General features: G+C 55.8%; 22 protein-coding genes. 11 read left to right on the top strand and 11 right to left on the bottom strand.

Annotated elements, in window-relative coordinates; all coding sequences use genetic code 11:
• Nucleotides 1-158: 158 nt before the first annotated feature.
• The 7 genes from H8K03_08410 to H8K03_08380 all read left to right on the top strand — a co-directional run bounded on the left by H8K03_08410 (nucleotide 159) and on the right by H8K03_08380 (nucleotide 6,540).
• Nucleotides 159-761, top strand: coding sequence for a sigma-70 family RNA polymerase sigma factor (locus H8K03_08410; GenBank protein UVT21904.1), 603 nt, complete (start codon nucleotides 159-161; stop codon nucleotides 759-761).
• Complete coding sequence (locus tag H8K03_08405; protein ID UVT21903.1) at nucleotides 758-1,720, top strand: cupin domain-containing protein; 963 nt, start codon at nucleotides 758-760, stop codon at nucleotides 1,718-1,720. The genes H8K03_08410 and H8K03_08405 overlap by 4 nt, the downstream gene beginning before the upstream one ends.
• 154 nt (nucleotides 1,721-1,874) lie before the next feature.
• Nucleotides 1,875-2,291, top strand: a complete 417-nt coding sequence (nikR, locus tag H8K03_08400) for a nickel-responsive transcriptional regulator NikR (protein ID UVT21902.1) — start codon at nucleotides 1,875-1,877, stop codon at nucleotides 2,289-2,291.
• 3 nt (nucleotides 2,292-2,294) lie between these two features.
• A complete protein-coding gene (locus H8K03_08395; protein ID UVT21901.1) occupies nucleotides 2,295-2,720 on the top strand; it encodes a DUF3842 family protein in 426 nt (141 codons plus the stop codon).
• A gap of 126 nt (nucleotides 2,721-2,846) precedes the next feature.
• Nucleotides 2,847-4,892 carry a TonB-dependent receptor plug domain-containing protein gene (locus H8K03_08390; protein UVT21900.1) on the top strand — a complete coding sequence of 682 codons (2,046 nt, stop codon included), beginning with the start codon at nucleotides 2,847-2,849 and terminating at the stop codon, nucleotides 4,890-4,892.
• 113 nt (nucleotides 4,893-5,005) lie between these two features.
• Nucleotides 5,006-5,983, top strand: a complete 978-nt coding sequence (locus H8K03_08385; GenBank protein UVT21899.1) for a deoxyhypusine synthase family protein — start codon at nucleotides 5,006-5,008, stop codon at nucleotides 5,981-5,983.
• 17 nt (nucleotides 5,984-6,000) lie between these two features.
• The gene (locus H8K03_08380) at nucleotides 6,001-6,540 is read left to right on the top strand and encodes a DNA-3-methyladenine glycosylase (GenBank protein UVT21898.1); all 540 of its coding nucleotides are present in this window, start codon (nucleotides 6,001-6,003) and stop codon (nucleotides 6,538-6,540) included.
• Here H8K03_08380 and H8K03_08375 read toward each other — a convergent pair.
• From H8K03_08375 to H8K03_08330, 10 genes are all read right to left on the bottom strand, one after another.
• The gene (locus tag H8K03_08375; GenBank protein ID UVT21897.1) at nucleotides 6,523-7,563 is read right to left on the bottom strand and encodes a beta-lactamase family protein; all 1,041 of its coding nucleotides are present in this window, start codon (nucleotides 7,561-7,563) and stop codon (nucleotides 6,523-6,525) included. The genes H8K03_08380 and H8K03_08375 overlap by 18 nt on opposite strands.
• A gap of 198 nt (nucleotides 7,564-7,761) precedes the next feature.
• Nucleotides 7,762-8,130 carry a hypothetical protein gene (locus H8K03_08370; GenBank protein UVT21896.1) on the bottom strand — a complete coding sequence of 123 codons (369 nt, stop codon included), beginning with the start codon at nucleotides 8,128-8,130 and terminating at the stop codon, nucleotides 7,762-7,764.
• A gap of 186 nt (nucleotides 8,131-8,316) precedes the next feature.
• Complete coding sequence (locus H8K03_08365; GenBank protein UVT21895.1) at nucleotides 8,317-10,182, bottom strand: GAF domain-containing protein; 1,866 nt, start codon at nucleotides 10,180-10,182, stop codon at nucleotides 8,317-8,319.
• A 131-nt stretch (nucleotides 10,183-10,313) separates the two neighbouring features.
• Nucleotides 10,314-10,802, bottom strand: coding sequence for a hypothetical protein (locus H8K03_08360; GenBank protein UVT21894.1), 489 nt, complete (start codon nucleotides 10,800-10,802; stop codon nucleotides 10,314-10,316).
• A gap of 124 nt (nucleotides 10,803-10,926) precedes the next feature.
• On the bottom strand, nucleotides 10,927-11,394 hold the full coding sequence (locus H8K03_08355; protein ID UVT21893.1) for a phage holin family protein: 468 nt from the start codon (nucleotides 11,392-11,394) through the stop codon (nucleotides 10,927-10,929).
• Between the two features lie 3 nt (nucleotides 11,395-11,397).
• On the bottom strand, nucleotides 11,398-11,706 hold the full coding sequence (locus H8K03_08350) for a hypothetical protein (GenBank protein ID UVT21892.1): 309 nt from the start codon (nucleotides 11,704-11,706) through the stop codon (nucleotides 11,398-11,400).
• A 45-nt stretch (nucleotides 11,707-11,751) separates the two neighbouring features.
• On the bottom strand, nucleotides 11,752-12,315 hold the full coding sequence (locus H8K03_08345; GenBank protein UVT21891.1) for a c-type cytochrome: 564 nt from the start codon (nucleotides 12,313-12,315) through the stop codon (nucleotides 11,752-11,754).
• A gap of 71 nt (nucleotides 12,316-12,386) precedes the next feature.
• Nucleotides 12,387-13,178 (bottom strand): carotenoid biosynthesis protein, encoded by a 792-nt coding sequence (locus H8K03_08340; protein ID UVT21890.1) that lies wholly within the window; start codon nucleotides 13,176-13,178, stop codon nucleotides 12,387-12,389.
• A 60-nt stretch (nucleotides 13,179-13,238) separates the two neighbouring features.
• Nucleotides 13,239-14,222, bottom strand: coding sequence for an NAD-dependent epimerase/dehydratase family protein (locus H8K03_08335; GenBank protein UVT21889.1), 984 nt, complete (start codon nucleotides 14,220-14,222; stop codon nucleotides 13,239-13,241).
• A gap of 153 nt (nucleotides 14,223-14,375) precedes the next feature.
• Nucleotides 14,376-15,266, bottom strand: coding sequence for a polyprenyl synthetase family protein (locus H8K03_08330; protein UVT21888.1), 891 nt, complete (start codon nucleotides 15,264-15,266; stop codon nucleotides 14,376-14,378).
• Between the two features lie 214 nt (nucleotides 15,267-15,480).
• On the opposite strand from H8K03_08330, the gene H8K03_08325 reads away from it, so the two are divergent.
• Complete coding sequence (locus H8K03_08325; GenBank protein ID UVT21887.1) at nucleotides 15,481-16,035, top strand: sugar O-acetyltransferase; 555 nt, start codon at nucleotides 15,481-15,483, stop codon at nucleotides 16,033-16,035.
• Between the two features lie 238 nt (nucleotides 16,036-16,273).
• Here the strand turns inward: H8K03_08325 and H8K03_08320 are convergent, their stop codons facing one another.
• Nucleotides 16,274-16,636 (bottom strand): hypothetical protein, encoded by a 363-nt coding sequence (locus H8K03_08320; GenBank protein UVT21886.1) that lies wholly within the window; start codon nucleotides 16,634-16,636, stop codon nucleotides 16,274-16,276.
• Nucleotides 16,637-17,436: 800 nt separating this feature from the next.
• On the opposite strand from H8K03_08320, the gene H8K03_08315 reads away from it, so the two are divergent.
• From H8K03_08315 to H8K03_08305, 3 genes are all read left to right on the top strand, one after another.
• On the top strand, nucleotides 17,437-17,808 hold the full coding sequence (locus H8K03_08315) for a hypothetical protein (GenBank protein ID UVT21885.1): 372 nt from the start codon (nucleotides 17,437-17,439) through the stop codon (nucleotides 17,806-17,808).
• A 45-nt stretch (nucleotides 17,809-17,853) separates the two neighbouring features.
• Nucleotides 17,854-18,477, top strand: a complete 624-nt coding sequence (locus tag H8K03_08310) for a hypothetical protein (protein ID UVT21884.1) — start codon at nucleotides 17,854-17,856, stop codon at nucleotides 18,475-18,477.
• A gap of 82 nt (nucleotides 18,478-18,559) precedes the next feature.
• Nucleotides 18,560-19,201, top strand: a complete 642-nt coding sequence (locus H8K03_08305; protein UVT21883.1) for a hypothetical protein — start codon at nucleotides 18,560-18,562, stop codon at nucleotides 19,199-19,201.
• Nucleotides 19,202-19,294: the final 93 nt, after the last annotated feature.

Here is a 19,294-nt window from a genome sequence, read left to right as displayed (position 1 = left end):
TACGAGACGTGTAGTGGTTTGGATCTTTCGTGAGGATCGTCGGCTTGCTGAGGTGTTCCCGCGGTGCTATAGTTCGGCCTCCGTCAGGGTGCACAACGCCTCGCAATCAGCAATCCAATCTTCCTCATGTCCTCGTAGAGATGAATGGGGGAGACTGTATGTTGCTCATGTCCTCGGAGACGGCCAAGCAGATTCAAGACCAAGAGTTGGCACAACTGATTGCTCTGACAGCACAGGGTGATCAGTCGGCGCTTGCCACGTTTTACGATCGTACGAGCCCTCAGGTTTTTGGGCTGGTCGTCAAAATTCTCAACAATCGCGAAGCAGCAGAAGAAGTCACCTTGGACGTCTACACCCAGGTATGGCGTCAGGCTCATACCTATGACCGAACACGAGGGGCGCCGGGCGCTTGGTTGATGATGGTGGCCAGAACGAGGGCGATCGATCGTTTCCGCGCCGGGGCGGTCGAGCATGGGCGTGTCGAGTCATTGGACAAGGTCGAGTTCTTTGCCAGCGACGACGAAACGCCGGAGCAGGGCGTGGAAGGACAAGAACGGCGGCGGTATGTTCAACAGGCATTGGCTCTCCTGAACGAAGAGCAGCGGCAAGCCATTGCACTCGCGTATTTCTATGGCTTAACGCAGAGTGAGATTGCGGAAAAGCTACAGCTTCCTCTGGGGACAGTGAAGACGAGAATTCGATTGGGTATGATCAAATTGCGCGAAGCGCTCGCACCCTATGAGACGGGGTTAGTATCGTGACCGAGGCTAGGTTGCCGGAAGAATTGGAAGAGCAGGCCATGCTCGATGCGCTTGGGATCTTGGATCCTGTGGATCGTCTGGCTTTTACGGAAAGGCTACCAGGAGAATCACCTCTCCTGAGCCAAGCCGTCGCGGCCTATCGAGCGGCAACGGATGCCTTGGTCTCAGTCGTACCTCCTGTCACGCCTCCGGTTACCCTACGCGAACGCCTCGTCAATCAGATTACGACGGAAGCCGCTCGGGAAGTTGAGCAGTTTGAGTTGACCGCCGATACGTTGGCGTTGGGGTCCGTTCCCTTAAAGCCTCGGGATTCTTTGCGAGAACGGCTCATGTCCCGCATTGAAGGACAATCGGACGTCCGCCTTGACGTCAGGATTTCAACGCCTGGCTTGGTGGAAACGTCTGTTTCGACAGGCGGAGGACGGGTAGGTGAAGGTCGGGCAGGTGTCTCTGAGGACATTGAGGGTTCACCGTCTCGCCAATTTGCGCATGCATGGCACCACCTTCTCGTGACTTCGTACACGTCGCTGCGGCTTTGCTGGAAGGCTTTTTCGAATCTTCTGCGGACTATGCTGATTCGTTCCGGGCCCTCCAGATTATCGAGAACCAAGATCGGTTTTCAGCAGTCTGGGAAGGGACTCACCTTCATCAAGGCGGCGGAGGGAGTTTGGCGAGAGATCGCACCAGGAGTGACGGCCAAGGTGCTCTCCTTCGATATGGTTTCCCGAAGAACCACCGCTCTCTTACGGTTCGCTCCGGGCACCAGCTATGCGCCGCATCGTCACACTGAGGCGGAGGAACTTTATGTGTTGGAAGGCGGGTGCTCCATCGCCGGTCGTGAGATGACGGCCGGCGACTATCAGCGTGCCGAAGCCGGTACGGAACATTATGACACCTCGACCGATGAGGGTTGTCTACTGCTGGTTGTTTCCTCTCCCCAAAACGAGATCTTGCACTAGTCGTTTGTCGAATGCACGTCTCGACTGCTCTCACAGATCCGACCAGGATCGAACACTCGTAAGATGGTTAGCATCGAGAATCATTGGTTGATTTCTGCGCCGTCGCAGTGCTATTAAATTTGAATTCGTGCCACCGCAACGAAGAGGGAAGGCGATGAAAAAACTGGTTCGTTTCGGCGTATCGCTCGATCATCATTTGTTGGAGACCTTCGATCGCCACATCCAACGTCGGAAGTACACCAACCGATCGGAAGCGTTGCGGGATTTGATCCGTGACAACTTGGTCGGCCAGGAATGGGATGAGAATAGGGAAACGGTCGGCACCATTACCTTTGTGTATGACCATCATGTGCGGGACTTGACGAGCAAATTGACCGATATTCAGCATGACCATCATGGACGAATATTGTCCGGCATGCATGTGCATCTCGACCATGACCATTGCCTGGAAGTGCTGGTGGTCAAGGGGAAAGGTTCTGAAATAAGAAAGATCGCCGATGCGCTGGTGAGCGTCAAAGGCGTCAAACACGGCAAGTTGACCATGACCACAACAGGTAGAGGGTTGGTTTAGGCCATGCGCGTATGTGTCATCGATGGGCGTGGCGGAGGGCTTGGGCGGTTGTTGGTGGCCGGCTTGCACGGTTCCTTGGGAAGAAGCCACAACATCGTGGCACTGGGAACCAATGCCGTGGCAGCCCAAGCGATGAAAGAGGCCGGCGCATCCTGTGTGGGAGTTGGATCACAAGCCATCGCGCAGACTGTGCCGACTGTGGATGTGATCGTCGCAACGTTGAATTGTGTTCTACCTGGGGCGATGCTCGGTGAAGTGACCCCTGACATCGCGCAGGCCATCCTCAGTTCCAAGGCCAAGAAGGTCTTGTTGCCGGTGAATCGCGCACACATGGAGATTGTAGGGTCGGAGGATCATACGCTTGATGTGCTGATATCGCGGTCTCTCTCGAGGGTTTGCTCCTTGGTTGGTGTGTCTCGGCCATCCTAGTCGAGGCCTTTCCCCCTTCAAAGTTGTTGCCGGACCACGAGGGTCTGTGCCGGCCGATGAGTCGGCTGCCGAACGACCGTCGTGGACGTCTCATTCGTCCACACGCTTGATCAGGAGGATGAGCGCATGCGGAGCCTTGTACTCTTCTTAGCGGCTATGGTCGTTGGCTTTACCGGCGGTGAACTCGCGCGGGCTCACGACCCGGATGAGGCCGAGTTGAAAATGCCGGAAATTGCGGTGCAAGCCGAACGTCCCGTTGCGGCTTCGTCGCAGCAGTTTATTCCTGACAAGGAAATTGTGCTTCAGCCCCAGGGGAGACCGGCCCAGATCCTGCGCTTGATCCCCGGCATGCTGGCCGTTGAGCACTCAGGCGGAGCGGGAAAAGCCGATCAATATTTCCTGCGCGGCTTTGATGCGGATCATGGAACGGACGTCGCAATCTCCCTCGACGGCATGCCGATCAATCTGCGCAGCCATGCCCACGGACAGGGTTATGCCGATTTGAACTTCATCATTCCCGAAACGATCGAAGGAGTCGCAGTCAATAAGGGCGCCTATCTGCCTGAATACGGAGATTTCGCGACAGCGGGCGCGATCGATTTCCGGACGCGCCAGGTGGTCAAGGAAGGAATGATTCAAGGCGCCGGTGGAGAGTTCACCACGCAGCGATACATGCTGATGCTTTCTCCGACCAAAGAGCGGGTGCGCAGCCTGTTCGCCGCCGAAACGTATTACACCAATGGCCCGTATATCAACGACAATCAATATATTCGAACCAATGTGATGGGCAAAGTCACGACCTATCTGACCGGGCGGGACGAGCTCAGCATAAAAGGCACCTTTCTCTATTCAAAATGGGACGGTTCCGGCGAGATTCCATTGCGAGCCGTGACCAACGGTGGGCTGAACCGCTTCGGGGCAATCGATCCGTATGAGGGAGGGAACACACTGCGGACGACCGGCCAATTGGATTATCACTACGATACGACTTCGGGCGGTCAGTTCTATATGAAGGGATATGGCCAATATTACCGGCTGGATCTGTTCACGAATTTCACGTTTTTTCTCAACGATCCCGTCCATGGGGACGGCATCGCGCAATTCGATCGCCGCGCCGTCTATGGCGGCGACATCGGCTACAAACAGCGGGGGGAGATTTTCGGGATGCCAAGCATTGGGACCGTCGGCTTCCAGACCAGAGTAGACGACGTTCATGCGAGACTGGGTACGCAGTTTCGGAAGACCGTAACCGGCACCACAATCGACAGCGACGTGTTCTCGGCGTCCTATGCGCCGTTTTTCAAAGCTGAAGTGCAGCCCTTGCCATGGGTCAGGTTTACGGGCGGCGTGCGAGGCGAGGTGTTCACCTTCGACGTGAGTAACCGCTGTCCCGTATGCGCGGAGCAATCGGCCGGACAGAAAAGCTCCGGCATCGTCTTGCCGAAAATGAACATGATTCTTGGTCCATGGGCGGGGACGGAATTCTTCATCAACTACGGCGAAGGCTTTCACAGCAACGACGCGCGTTCTTCCGTAAGACCGGGGTCTTCTCCCATCTCCCGTTCCATCAACTATGAAATCGGGGTACGATCCCGACCCTGGGGACCGGATAAGCTCGAATTACTCGCGACGCTCTGGCGAATGGATATCAAATCGGAACTGGTGTTCGTCGGCGATGAAGGAACAACGGAGATCCGAGGCGCAACCAGACGCCAAGGTGTGGAAGTCGCTGCGCGCGGCCAGGTGTGGGGGCCGCTCTATGTCAATGGCAGCTTTACGTGGACGCACGCCGAGTTTCGAAACGGCGACGCCATTCCTTTGGCACCGGAGTACATCGCCTATGGAGCCGCTATCTTGAAATGGCCGGAAGGATTGACTTCGCAACTCCAGGCGACGTATATGGGAGTTCGGCCTCTCATTGAGGATCGCAGCATCAAGGCACCGTCGTGGATTACGTTTGATCTGTCCGAGCGGTACCTCATTCCGATGCGACTCCCTCATGGCCGGATGGAAGTGTTTCTGTACGTCCAAAATCTGCTGAATACGGAGTGGGAACAGGCTATCTTCGCATTTGAATCAAGACTGAGGAATGAATCGGCGGCAGTCAAGGACATTCATTTCGTGCCGGGGAATCCCCGGACGTTCTTGGGAGGCCTTGCCTATTATTTTTAGGGAATTCGATCAGGGGATATTGTTGTCCAATTGCAACGGGAAAGGGATTTGAAGCACCGGGAGGATTGTGATAAATCCGTGATCTCTGTGGTCTCAAAAGTAGGGAGCCTTGTATGAAACCGACATCTATTTCGCAATTCATTGACCATCATTATCGACATTTTAACGCGGCGGCGATGAAAGACGCGGCGCACGCATATCGGGCTCACTTGGACCGAGGCGGGGCCATGCTGGTGACTCTGGCCGGCGCGATGAGCACGGCCGAGCTGGGTTTGTCCCTGGCCGAGATGATACGCCGTGACAAGGTGCACGCGATTTGCTGCACAGGCGCCAATCTTGAGGAAGATCTCTTCAACCTCGTCGCACAGAAACATTACGAACGTATTCCCCGCTATCGGGAACTGACGGCGCAGGACGAGCAAGCATTGTTGAATCGGCACCTGAATCGGGTGACCGACACGTGCATCCCGGAAGCAGAAGCGATGCGCCGCATTGAGGCCGCAGTGGCGACTGAATGGACGGCGGCGGATCGGAACGGCGTTCGATCATTCCCTCATGAATTCCTGTACCGACTCTTGCGCGACGGGAAGCTCAAGGAATACTACCAAATCGACCCTAGCGACAGTTGGATGTGCGCGGCTGCGGAGCGGGATCTTCCGATGTTTGTTCCCGGTTGGGAAGATTCCACGTTGGGGAATATGTATGCGGCGCATTGCATGACGGGATCAATCAAGAACGTGAACACGGTGCGATCCGGCATCGAATACATGATGCACTTGGCCGAATGGTATGTGAAGGCAACGGGTGAACATTCGCTCGGATTCTTCCAAGTCGGAGGAGGAATCGCCGGTGATTTCCCGATCTGTGTCGTTCCCATGCTGAGTCAAGATCTTCGGAAGGAACAAGTACCACTCTGGGGATATTTTTGTCAGATCAGCGACTCCACCACGAGCTACGGATCGTATTCCGGCGCCGTTCCGAACGAAAAGATCACCTGGGGGAAACTGGGTGTGGACACACCGAAGTTCATCATCGAATCCGATGCCACGATCGTCGCGCCGCTGATCTTCGCGTACGTCCTCGGGTGGTAGCGAATTGAAGAACCGAGATGGCCGACACCATCCTTTCGAGGAGCTACTTCGATCGTCCCACGCTGACCATCGCGCGGTCGCTGGTCGGCAAGTATCTCATACGTGAGAATGGAGCGGGACGGGTTGCCGGCAAAATCATCGAAGTGGAGGCCTATGTCGGTTGTCAGGACAGGGCCTGCCATGCCTCCAAAGGCAGGACCGCAAGGACGGAGGTGCTGTTCGGCCCACCGGGAATGTCATATGTCTACTTCATCTATGGCATGTATCACATGCTGAATGTCGTGACGGAGCGGGTCGAGTTTCCCGCAGCCGTGTTGATTCGAGCGATTGAGGTCGACGGTGAGTTGATTGATGGTCCTGGAAAGCTCTGCCGGGAGCTGGATATCGATCGTTCATTGAATCGGCACGACATGACGAACGGGCGATCACTCTGGTTCGAAGATCGAGGCGCACGGGTTGCTCGCGAGCAGGTGGAAGCCTTCCCTCGGATCGGTGTCGAGTATGCCGGCGATTGGGCGAAAAAACCGTGGCGATTCAGATTAGCCGAACGCGGCTAATTCTTCACCCACCTTCAAGGTCAGTGCTTCCACTTCCTGCCAGTTTTCGGTATTCGTCAGGACGGCGACTGTGACGGGTCTCGCTCCTCGGGGTTGGATATGGAAAGCCGATGCCGCGTATCCCGGGCCCGCGCCGTTGTGTCCATAGATCAGGCCAACTCGATTGTCTGGATCGGCCATGAGTCCGAGCCCATAGCTTGGGGTGACAAATGACGGATGGGCGTGTCCGATTGGTTTCACTCGGCACATCTCACCGAGCAGATGAGCCGGCAGAAGTTGTCCTGCAAACAAACCATCGTAAAATCGGACGACCTCGGAAACGGTTGAAGCCGCGAATCCTGGTGGTGCCCAGCCGGGATCATAGCAAGATCGAACATCGACCGGCTGTCCGTCAGAGCTCAAGTCGAGAGAATAACCTACGGTAAGACCGAGCATATCTTCGCGCGTTTGGATCACAGATGTATCAGCAAGACCGAGAGGGTCACATACCTCGTCTTTGAGGATTTCGGCAAAATGTTTCTCACATACGGTCTCGGCTAACTTCTTCAAAATCATATAGCCGATATTGGAGTATGACCAGCCGGAGCCTGGCGCAAACAACAGGTTCTCTGCATGGACGCGGTCCATGAACTCTGAAAAGCTCCACGGCGTCTCTCTCTGCCGGACGGCCGTCTGATATTCCGGAAGGGCCCCATAGTCTGACCATCCACTCGTATGCTGAAGACACTGGCGAATCGAAATCAGGTCTGCGTGAGGAACTGCCGGCAGCCAGGCGGCTAAAGGAGAATCAAGCTCGATTCGGCCGCGAGCCGCCAGCTGGAGGATGAGGGCTGCCGTCAGAGTTTTTGTAATGCTCCAAATGGAAAAACGCGAATTGGTAGGAAGCTCTGTGTGTCCGCACCCCACCGCGCCGGACCAGCTCTCAGGACCGCGTCTCCAAGCAATGCACGCAGCGACATCCGGAACGCGTTGGGCCGTCATTTCCAAATAGGAGCGACATCGATCAATCGACCAGTGCGTCATGAAGCCAACTTTGGCAAGCCGTGTCCGTCAGATTAAATCCTGATTCTCACAGATCCTCCGTCTGAGATTGTCGGAGGGTGAAGGGACTGCTGGGCGAAACACAGGCTGATGAACGGTGTGAGACTTGAAAAGAAACGAGAGTGTTGAAACGGAGGAAGTCCTGCTTTGCCGGGCTTCCCCCGTTCATTGGAGGAGAACTTAGTCGATCTTACGATCGTCGGTGATCTTCGTGGCGGATGTTACCGGTGGCGCAATCGTGATCTGAGGCCCCTGAACGTTCGGAAGCCTCCCCGCGCCCTGCCCTTCGGTAATCCGCGCGTTGTCGGTTTTCATGAGTTCCTGCTTGCTGTGTTTGTCGTCGAACTCCGCCGCCTTCAGCAAGGAAGACGTTCCGTGGCCGTCCTTTTGACCGGGATCATTGGCCGTCGGCTGGCCGGTCACGGGACTCCCTGAGTTCTTCATGGGATAGCCTTCATGTTTGGGTAGCAGCGCCGGGTTGGCGGACGCCATCGAGCACGCCAGTAGGATTGAGGAGATTGTCGCAACCGCACCGGTAAGAAGTTTCATACCCGTTCTCCCTTTGAGCTATGACGATGATTGTGGATCATAAATCTTGCACGTTCAATTGGAAGATCAGTCATGCGGGCTGAATCATAGCGATGGATAGCCGTTCTGTCAAACGCCACAACATGATTACCTTAGCCTGTTGAGTATTTGTGTCGCAATGGGGAGGACGAGACGAGGACGGATAGGTCAATTCGGTCGTCGAGGGTGACGCCGGCCACGCCCACGGTGCCGAAACGCCGGTCCCCGGCTGACCCCGGGAAGACGAATAGTGACCGTCGTGCCTTCACCGACGGCGCTGCCGATCGCGATCGCTCCGCCGTGCTCTTCGATGATTTTCTTGACGCTGGGAAGACCCAGTCCAATGCCTGAGCTCTTGGTGGTGAAAAACGGTTCGAATACCTTATCGACGATTTCAGCCGGAATGGGCACTCCGTCATTCTTAATGAGAATCTGCACTTCCAGCCCTCTTCCGGCGCGATGTTGCGTCACCTGGATATGGAGATGGCCGCCCGGAGACATGGCCTCGCACGCATTCCGAAAGATGCTGAGGAACGTCTGTTGGAGCTTGGCCTCGTCACCGCGCACCGGCGCGATGATATTGGCGTAATCCTTGGTGACTTGAATACGGGTTGCTTCCAGATCGGTTCCTACCACCACCAAGGCGCTCTCAAGCACCTCTGGAATGCGGCACAGATGGCGATTCAGCTCAAGGGGTTTTGCGAAGTCGAGGATCTCGTTCAGGATCGCTTCAATCCGAATCAAGTCGCGCATCGCATTCTCGACGCGTGTCTGTGGGTCGAAGTCGAGAATCCCCTCACCGGTGACTTCTTCGAGTTGCGAGCGGATGGAGGCCAGCGGTTCTCGGATCTCCGTCGCCAAGAATGCGCTGAACTCGCCGATCGCTGCCTGGCGTTCCTGCTTTCGAATGATGGGTTCGGATGGAACAGCCGAGACGGGTTGGAGCCCCGGCGTTCCGACTTCGTCCGTCGGGGGAGGACCGGCAGCCTGCGGTGCCGGTGTCTGTAATAGTTCTGCAAGTTTGAGAATGATGGGCTCCAGCGTACGAGCATCGGTGGTTTGATACCGTTGCGGGTCCTTCGCTCCCAGCGTAAAGGTTCCGCCGACCTGACCCTTGACGAAAAAGGGAATGACGAGCGACGACTGAAACCGGTCCTTGAAGAGATGTTTGTGATCGAGAAAGCGGCCCTGAGTGGAGGCCAGGTCGTGATCCACCCGCGGTTTCCGATGGCGGACGGCCCATCCTGCCGCCGAACTATCCAAGGTGAGGCGCTGGCCCGGTTTCAACTCTTTCTTGGCGTCTTTCTGATCCCCCTTCCCGTCTCCGACGATGCCCAATACCTCGACGTTTCCCGCCAATGGATCGTAGTAGCAAGCCCAGGCACGGTCATAGGCCACATATTGATGAGCTTCAGCCAGGACCGTTTCGATCTTTTCTTGAAGTTCCGGGGAAAAGTGCTTGATCATCGGCGGAAACAGTTCCGCGCCGGTTTGCTGCGGGGGTGGCGGTTCTTGGGCGACGTAGGGACGGCTCAATACCACGTTGGTGTTGAAGAGACCTTCGCGGTCCAGCGCTTTGGTCATGCTCTCGCACATCTGGTCCAGCTGCAATCGATCCTTCTTCGAGAAAGCGGCGCCTTCTTTCCGTCCGATGACCAAACATCCATAAGCGCGGTTGAGATGACGGAGCGGGACGACGAGCAGAGACTTTGCACCGGGGGTGATCAGCCGCAGGCGAACCGTGCGTCCCCCGTCCGAATCCTGAGTGGTCGGTGTCAAGGCGGCGGTCCGTTGAGTCGAGAGCGTACGGAGGATCGCCTGGACATCTCTGGGCGTGAACCCGCGCGAAGCATGCTCGACAAGCGGCCCATTTTCTTGGTGGAAGATTGCCGCCAACGCCGAATCGGTTCCGATGTCGTTCAGCGCGGAATTCAACGTCCGTTGAAGATGAGTCTCCGGTGTCGGCTTTGCTTGAGGAGGCGACGTGGTCATACGTTCAAATGTGAGCGAACGCATTGTAGCCGGAACGTTCATGAATAGCTACTCTGTCTCGCAACCGGTACAACAGGCAGAATTCAGTGGACAGAGTCATTCCCTCGCCGTGACTTCTAAGCCTGAGACAACGTCATTGCCCCTACGATTCCATTGTTGCTGATGCCCTGAGCTCACTCCGGTGGCATTTTGTCGGGATCGATTTCGAGCAGCCGCAAGCGACCATTGACGATGTGCTCTGTTTTATAGAGCCGGTCTCCCATCATGACAGTTCCTATAAGAAGGTTGCCCGAGACCACAAATGTGAAGTCTCCTTGTGAGGGGGGCTTGAGGGTACCCCGGATGACAGCGGTGTCGTTGATCCGGGATACCGTGGAGGTGATGTCCAATTCGGGATTGGCTTTGTCAAAGAGTTCAACGGTGATCCTGGGATGAGGTCTGGCTCCTGCATCCCTCACGACTTGAAGGAGTGGGAGGTCGAGTGCAATTTCCCGATCGCGGAGAACCCAGGGCCTCCGCGGCGGTGGTTGATCGTTGACGGGAGGAGTCAGGACGGTTTGCCACAAACTCTTTGGTGCAGGACGTTCATCAGCCCGCACGATCGGGACAAAGATACCGCCCAGCGCCGCGGCGAGGAGAAAATAACTGAATTGGCGGACCACAGCCTCGTCTCCTTGTCACCCCGCCCATACGATACGCCGATAATTGGAACACAAATGAGGGGTGCTGTTCCATTGATAACTGAAAAGAAATCGTCCGATCGCGCCTGGAAAATCGTTTAGCGGCTCAATCCGGATTGATGATCTTGGGAGGGCGATGAGGTTCCGGTTCAATTTCTTGGGGTTCAAATGGATGATGGCGATCGACCGTCCAGCTGTTGAGGATGGTGGTGACCAGGCTGATCACCAGTGCACCACCGACCGCAGGCCAGAATCCCGAGACGGTGAAGCCTTTCACGAAGTACGAGGTCAGTTGGAGCAGGAGCGCGTTCAGCACTACGAGAAACAGCCCGAGGGTAAAGACGATCAAGGGCAGGGTAAGCAGAAAGAGGATCGGACGAAGGATCACGTTCAGGAACGTGAGGACCAACACTGCCGCGATGCCGGCGGTGAGGCTTTCGGCTTCCAACCCAGGGATCGTCGAAATAGCAAGAAATACCGCGATGCCGGTGATCAGCACACGCATGAGGGCAGTACGCACGCCGCCGTGGAACGGTGATTCGTGGACAGCTCTTGCAAAACGGAGGGTAGGCATCGGCTACCTTGCTGGCGACGCGGTCCTTCCTGGTGAATAATGAACAACTGTTGCGGTGACCTTCTTGGTCTTGTCGTCTTTTGACGCCTCAATGATCACACGGTCGCCTACTGTGGGTGAGTCGGTCGATTTCGGGTTACTTTTGTTTTTGAACCTCACTTGCTTATTGAGCAGGACTGAAACGATCGGCCCCTTGGCCGTCTTGACTTCGATGTGTTTCGCATCGATAGCCGTGACGATGCCTAATACATGAATATCTATCCCGGCAGCCATGACGACGGCAGGCAACACGCACGTTGCCATCAGGATCATGCAGCCTCTTACCAGGTCATCATAATTCTTTAACATAATCGACGTCTAGTGATGGTGTTCGCCGCTTTCGCCTTGGTGGGGCGCTTTGGGGTTCAATGATTGCATGCGATCCAGTTCCTTGTGGCTCAGCTGCGGCAGATGCCGTATGAAATGCACGAGCTTCCAACTCCCTCTGTCTTGATCGATGTCGCCTTCTCCCCAGGCCGGCATGGCAGTGAAGCGGATGCCGTTGTGGATTGTGAAGAACAGTTCTCCGTCGGACATCGATTGAATCTCTTGGCGACGCAAGTCCGGTACCCTTGGATGTACGTTCTTACCGATCTGAGTCTCCCCGCTGCCGTCATTGGCATGGCAGCCGGCGCAATGGTCGGCAAAATGATCGAGCCCTTCACTCAATACCACCGGACTTATAGGAACGGGATTCGGCCTGTCGCGGATCGCATTTGGAATGGTAAAACGGCGGAATTGCCGAACCACGGCGACCTCTATCGGATGCGGTTCAGCCATGGCGCTGAAACCGCTCGTGTAGATATCATACGCCAGCCATAGCGCTCCGCTGAGCACCACGAGACCAACTAAAATCAGTAGGGACAAGAGGATCTTGAGCATAGGAAAAGATCCTTTTGATCACTATACAAACTCCACAAAGCGAATACCACCGATTCATCGAGCGGAAGGCGTTAATCGGTACGCGCGAGACGAATGATCAGAATGATCAAGACAGGTAGATGCATCAACAGACCGCTCATTCCAATAAAAGATTCGCCGATCCGGAACGTCATGCCGAGATTAAAGGCTAAGACTCCATAGTACAGTCCGATCCCGAGCAATAGCCGCTGCGTCATCGACTGAGGTAATGAGAGGGAAGGGAGCCGCCGGTCCAGGGGGAAATATATCGCCAGCGAAATCAGCCCGACCACAGCCCAGCCGACATAGTTCGCGAATGGGACACCAAAATGCCATCCTGGGTCAGGATAATAGTAGATCTTGCCCAAGAACCAACGGTCGCCACGCAGGGCGACGGGATCAATCACCATGTCGATAAAGGCGAATAAAAACGCAGTCAGCGCATAAACGGTCCAGCTCGTGCGGGCATCCACCTCGAAACGCAGGGGTTTCAGCACAACAGATTTGATTCTCGGCGCGGAATCACGAGGCAGCAGGAGCCCAAGCGCCACACAATAGGACGCGAAGAGCAGAAAGCTGAAGGAAATGGAATCCATGAACGGCACGTTGGAAAAGTAGAGCTCCTGACCGACCGTCGAGCCGTTATAGAAATACCAGCCGAAGGGGATGCCGGTTCGCGTCGATGAAAACTCACAGACGAATGCCGTGGCCCAGCTGATCAGCCAGAAACGCCAGGTGCGTGGCCAACCGATCAATTGGATGGCGGAGAAGAGGAAGGCGGCTAGAAAGACGAAGACGTAAGGGCGCAGGAGGATTGTTTTGAAGAACAGCAGAAAAACGTCCATACCAATTATGTATCATTCGTCATGCATCATATGTTTGTGGGGATTGCGGCCGGCGAGACGTCATACGTACTTGTGATCGCGAAACCAGCGCACAGCTTTCCCCAGTGCAACCTCGGGCGGATGTTGGGGCAGGCCCAGTTCTCGAATCGCCTTGGAACAATCGTAGTGCATTTTGTACTTGGCCATTTTCACGCCCTCCAGCGGAATGCGCGGTGGATACCCAGTCAGGTTGGCGAACCAGTGATTGAGATAAGCGAGCGGTAGCACGGCGCCTCGCGGCAACTTGAGGGCCGGGGCCTTGCGGCCGGTCAGCTTGCTGAGAATCTCGAACACTTCGCGAAGCAACAGGTTCGTACTACCGAGGATATACCGTTCCCCCTGCCGGCCCTTCTCCATTGCGAGGAGGTGACCGGTGGCTACATCGTCGACGTCGATGATGTTCATGCCGGTTTCAATGTAAGCCGGCATCCGGCCCTTCATGAAGTCGAGAATCACCTGGCCGGTCGGCGTTGGTTTCACGTCGCCTTCACCGACGGGCGCGCTGGGATTGACGATGACGACGGGCAACCCTGCTTTGGCCAGCTTGTGCACCTCCTGCTCGGCCAGATATTTCGAGCGCTTATAGTGGCCTGCCATCTGTTCGAGGGAGACCGGGGTCTTCTCTGTACCGAGTCCTCCGCCCGGCGGCAAGCCGATCGCGCCGATGGTGCTGCAGTAGACCGTGCGTTCTACACCGACATCACGCGCGGCTTCCAGCAAATTTCTGGTGCCGGCCACATTGATGTCATAGAAGATCGAAGGGTCTTTCGCCCACAGGGCATAGTGAGCGGCGACATGGTAAAGGTGTCGGCAGCCGGCGAGGGCTTGCTGAAGGGATTCTTTATCGCGGAGATCGCCAAGGACGTTCTCGACGTTCAGAGAGCGGAGATTGGTCGAATCGCTTCCAGGGCGGGCAATCACACGGACGTCGACGCCGGTCTTGAGCAAGGCACGAACGACAGCGGCGCCGACAAACCCGGTCGCTCCGGTCACAAGCGCTTTCATGAGAAAGACGTGCAGCGTAAAGCGTAAAGCCCGCTTCGCCAGCCTTCAGTGAGGCCTCGCTTTCTGCGCGAGGCGAACATAGAGCGACTCAAATGAAGATGAACGCTCGATTGTACGCGTGTACGTGTCACGTGATACGTTTCACGAACGACATCAGTTCTTGCGGTTTGTGATATAGCGAGCGATCTCTCGCAACGGGTCGGCGGAAGGACCAAATGATGAGAGCCGGTTGATGGCGTGGCTTACGCAGTCGTCAGCCAGTTTCTTGGCCCCATCCACTCCGTAAAACGTCGGATAGGTCTTCTTCCCGCGCTCGGCGTCGGTGTTGGGATTCTTGCCAAGTTCCTCGCGCGTGCCCGTCACATTCAACACGTCGTCGGCGATCTGAAAGGCCAGCCCAATGTCTTCGGCATAGCCGGTCATGTCGTCAAGTTGCCGGTCGTTCGCTCCGGCGGCAATGGCGCCCATACGGACCGCGGCGCGAATGAGCATGCCGGTCTTGTGCTTGTGAATGTTCTGAAGGGTAGGGAGGTCGATGTCCTGATTTTCCGCTTGGATATCGAAGACCTGGCCGCCCACCATGCCCAGATTGCCGGATCCAAAGGCCAATTCTTGAATGATTCGAACCTGCCGTACCGGATCGCAGCCTTTCATAAGATCCGGCCTGCTGATCAGATCGAAGGCCATCGTCAACAGCGCGTCGCCGGCGAGGATGGCCATTGCTTCGCCATACACTTTATGGTTCGTCGGTTTGCCACGCCGATAATCGTCATTGTCCATCGATGGCAGATCGTCGTGGATCAGCGAATAGGTGTGGATGAGTTCCAGCGAGCAGGCAACCGCCATGAGGCCGGGCGGGGTTTGGCCCAGGGCTTCCGCCGCCGCGATTGTTAAGATCGGCCGAACCCGTTTCCCACCCGCCATGAGACTGTACCGAAGGCTGTCATGCAGTGTCGTAGGCGGCACGGCGGCCGGTGGGGCCACTTGATCCAAGAAGCGATCGACCTCGATTCGTTTCTGTTCGAGATACTCCGCAATATTCATGAACGCTCGCCTGTGTTGAGGGACCGGCTCCAACCCGCGCGGAGAGTAACAAACGATTTGGGGATGAGTCAAACGGGGGGCTATTGGCTATTCATCATGAGTGAGCCTTGACGGAACCACAGGGTCGGCGGAAAATGTGCTGCATTTCATCGTGCTCCGGTCGAAAAGCGAAAAGAACGACACAGATCAGCCTTAAATGAAACAGGATGGAGAAATGAGCATTGAGCGCCAGAAGATGCTGGCCGGCGATCTCTACAACCCGCTCGATGCCGAGTTAGTGGCTGCGCGTGAACGGGCGCGTGATTTATGCCGTGAGTTGAATGACACACGAGAATGCGAACAAGCTCAGCGCCGCCGAATTTTGCAGGATCTCTTCGGCACAGGCGGTGACACCGTTTGGATGCAGCCGCCGTTTTATTGCGACTATGGATCGAACATTCATCTCGGCTCGCGCGTGTTCTTCAATTTCAATTGCATCGTGCTTGATGTCTGCGAAGTCCGAATAGGAGACCACACGCTGTTCGGCCCGGGAGTGCAGATCCTCACGCCACTGCATCCTTTCGAGGCCGGTCTGCGTAGAGAACGGGAGTTTGGAAAACCGGTGCACATTGGGGCAGATGTCTGGGTCGGTGGTGGTGCAATCATCCTGGCCGGCGTCCATATCGGCGCGCGCTCGGTGATCGGAGCCGGCAGCGTCGCGACGCGAGACATTCCCGAGGGCGTGTTCGCCGCCGGTAATCCATGCCAGGTCATACGAGACGTTTCCTAGACGCCAGCAGGCCCACAGCTAGCGGGACAGGTTACATTTTCCCCAGAACAGATGTGCTTCTACCGTCTTTCGGACCATCACACAATGATCCTAAGGCTCTGTCATGCTGAGTCGTGTGAATCAGAACAGCGCCTCGTTGGAGTCGGCAGATGGTCCGAAGCAGAACCACCCTGCCAACTCGACGAGAAATGACCAGCTATTCTCCGATTGAGGCGTGCTTGCCGACTACGGAAAAGCGTCAGCGGGAGATAGGTGCGTCTGTAAGAAACGAAACTGCGTGACCCTTAGCATCTACTTTCGCAAGAACATGTTCTCCCACTTTAGGAATGATGCTTGATCTCTTTTCGGTGCTGGAATTAACATGCATGCGTACCTCAGCCCCAGAGGCCTCTCTGACGACATAGTTCTCACCATCGATCTTCACTATTTCGCCCTTGACCTCCTTACCCGGCACAAACCTGTCTTTATCATCCACCGTCAATAGCTTTCCCTCCGATTCGCCTATGTTGAGCTTGTCTGCAGACGATGCGACAGTGGACAAGCTCAGGCACAGTAAGAAACTACATGACAGGACACCAACAACTTTTGGAATAGATACCATGGCAACCTCCTCGTTCAGATGAATATTGCAGTACCTCCTACGATAGGCGTTCCAGAGTCTTGGAAGCTGAGCAATATTGAACAAGCTGAGGAGATTTCTAGTGGGCGTATTCGGTGAACCCATCACGTCTGTGAAGAAGTGGCTTACTGCATGACGAGAATTGGGAAGTTGGTGGGCTAAAGCCGCCGAACAGCAAGGGGAGAAGGAGTTGCATGAGATCCGCAAGGACCTCCGTCGTTAGGATTTAGGTTCTATCTCGCCATCAGACGTCAATTTAGTAAACCCATTCAGTCCACGCATCTGTTCCCCTTCGCTTGTTTTTCCGTTGGTCACCCCGTTATACTGAATTGCTATGAGTATTCGAAAAGGCGGTGGCGAATGGGAGCCGATGCTTCTTCCCGCACAACCGCGCCTGTGCAGAGTTTGCCAAGAAGACCTCTATCGGGATAAGACCCTTTTGCGGGGAGGCTGGTCCCGTTGCACGATCTGTGACGAGTTCGTTCATTATAGTTGTCTCGCCCACGGGAAAGTGTCTTTTCTGAAGGCCCGGCCTCGCGTGTGCAAAACCTGCCGTTCGATTCAGGAAGGAACGGTCTCCCCTTCTCCGAAGAAGGGAGTGTCTCCTGTGGCCGCCATGTCATGAATTCCGGTTGGCCATCTTCCACGGTGCGCTCATCGTACAGATTCTGGTTTGCAGCCTTATCATTTGCGAGTGATGTTCCTGCTCTTTCGATCTCAGATCGAATCAGTTGAACCTTGAGAACGCCTCTCGAGCCGCGTGACTGTTCCTGGAAACGACTATGGCGCAGGTCATCCGAAGCGGTGCGTTTCTACAACAGTGTTGGTCTGTTCATCCCCTTTGCGTGTCGGTACGGCGGATGACAGACGAACGCGTGGTCGTCCTCTCCTGCAGTTCATGTAAGTCGACTCATCATCTGACGGTCGCCACCGTCGTATCGAAAGAACCTTTGGCGCAACGAACCGTTCAGGAGGGCGCACGTCACGACGAACAAGATGGTGAGGCCCTCCTGAAGGCTTGCGCCTCGACTCATCATGCCTCTCTGACGCTTCGTGAAATGGATGTGTTTCATGATCTCGTGCTCTTGCGTTGCGCCGACTGTCGGCGGCAATACGAAGCGACAGTCGCGGTGTTTGAAACACGTCAGAAGTAGTCGAACTCCAAGCGGACAAGAGCATCACGCCTGCACACCGCGATCATGATGGCTTCTTCTATTACGTTCAGCGCTGAAGAAACCGAGCTTCTCGCCGATGCTCACTTCTTTCGGAAGAAGGCCGCCGTCACGACAAAGATCCGAATTTTGCTCGAAGCGACACACGGGGCGTTACAGCAGGAGCTTGCCGGTCTGTCGCTCATCACGCCTCCCGACTTCGATCCGAAGATCCATCAGCTGGTGAAAGGCGAGCACCTGGAGGATTTTCCGTATCAATACCTCGATTGCCCCAAATACTTCGCCGGCGTCAACAAATTCACGTTTCGCACACTGGTCTGGTGGGGACATCACGTGGCCTGTGCACTGTTGCTGGAAGGAGCAGGGATTCAACACTACAAGCGGCAGCTGCTCGGCCGATTTCACCAGCTTGCGGGAAGAGATTTGGAGCTCTCACTGGCACCGTCTTTATGGGAGTGGAAACGAGGCGAAGGCTATACGCTGCCGATCACCCACGACCGTAAGGCCCAAATCGCCGCCGTGCTGGCGGAACGATCGTTCCTGAAAGTCGTCCGTTGTGTGGCGCTTGGGGACCAGCGCATCCAGGCCGGCCAATTGGCCCAGGTGGCGTGTGAGACCTTTCGGTCGTTGCTCCCCATCGTCACCCCGTGACCTTTTTCTAGCAATTGTCTCTGAAACCTAACTTGGGTAGACTGGACCCCCACTGCTTTTGAACCTTGAGAGGGAGGATGCTGTGAAGGACTGGCGTATGCGGTTGTCACTGTGTGGATTCATATGTGCCGTGATGCTGGGCGGTTGTGCGGGGAAAGGCGATGTTCGGCAGGTCAACCTTCAGACAAAACAGCCTCAGGCTCAGACCGCCGACACCGAACCCGTAAAAATCGTGATTGAACCGTTCGAGGATCGGCGGGCCGACAAGAGTCGTGTAGGCATGCGCACGCACATCTGGGGAGGAGCCACGTATTTTAATGTGGCGGGTGAGCGGCTCGGTGACGTGATCGCCCAGCGGTTGGCCGACCAGTTGAAAGTCCGTGGGTGGCGGGAACGTCCATGGGACGTCCGCGCGGCCCCTGCCAGCACGGTCCCTGATGCGGATATCGTAATCAGCGGGCAGGTGCAGGAGTTTTCTACCCATGCAAAGAGTCGGATTTTTTCAACCGTCATCGATACCAGCAGCCGGTTTACGATCCAGGCCAGAAACCTGGCTGATCGAAGCACCACGACTCGTACTATTGAAGGCGGGCGGAATCGAACCGTCTTTTGGTTCAATGAAGAGGATGTGCAGGAGCAATTGGCGTCGACCTTGAAAGACGGAATCGACCGATTGATCGGCGACACGACGATTGAACAGAAGGCGCTACGTCCGGTACGGTAACACGCTGAACGTGTGAGGCACAGGGAACCTGAGGACGGTGGTGTTGTCTCCCTGAGCGTCGACCACGATCTCGCGTTGATTTCGAGGAACTTT

The sequence above is a fragment of the Nitrospira sp. genome (assembly GCA_024760545.1).
In the GTDB taxonomy this organism is placed as follows: Bacteria; Nitrospirota; Nitrospiria; order Nitrospirales; family Nitrospiraceae; genus Nitrospira_D.
Note: the sequence above shows the minus strand (reverse complement) of the source record. Positions and strands in the feature narration are given on the sequence as shown.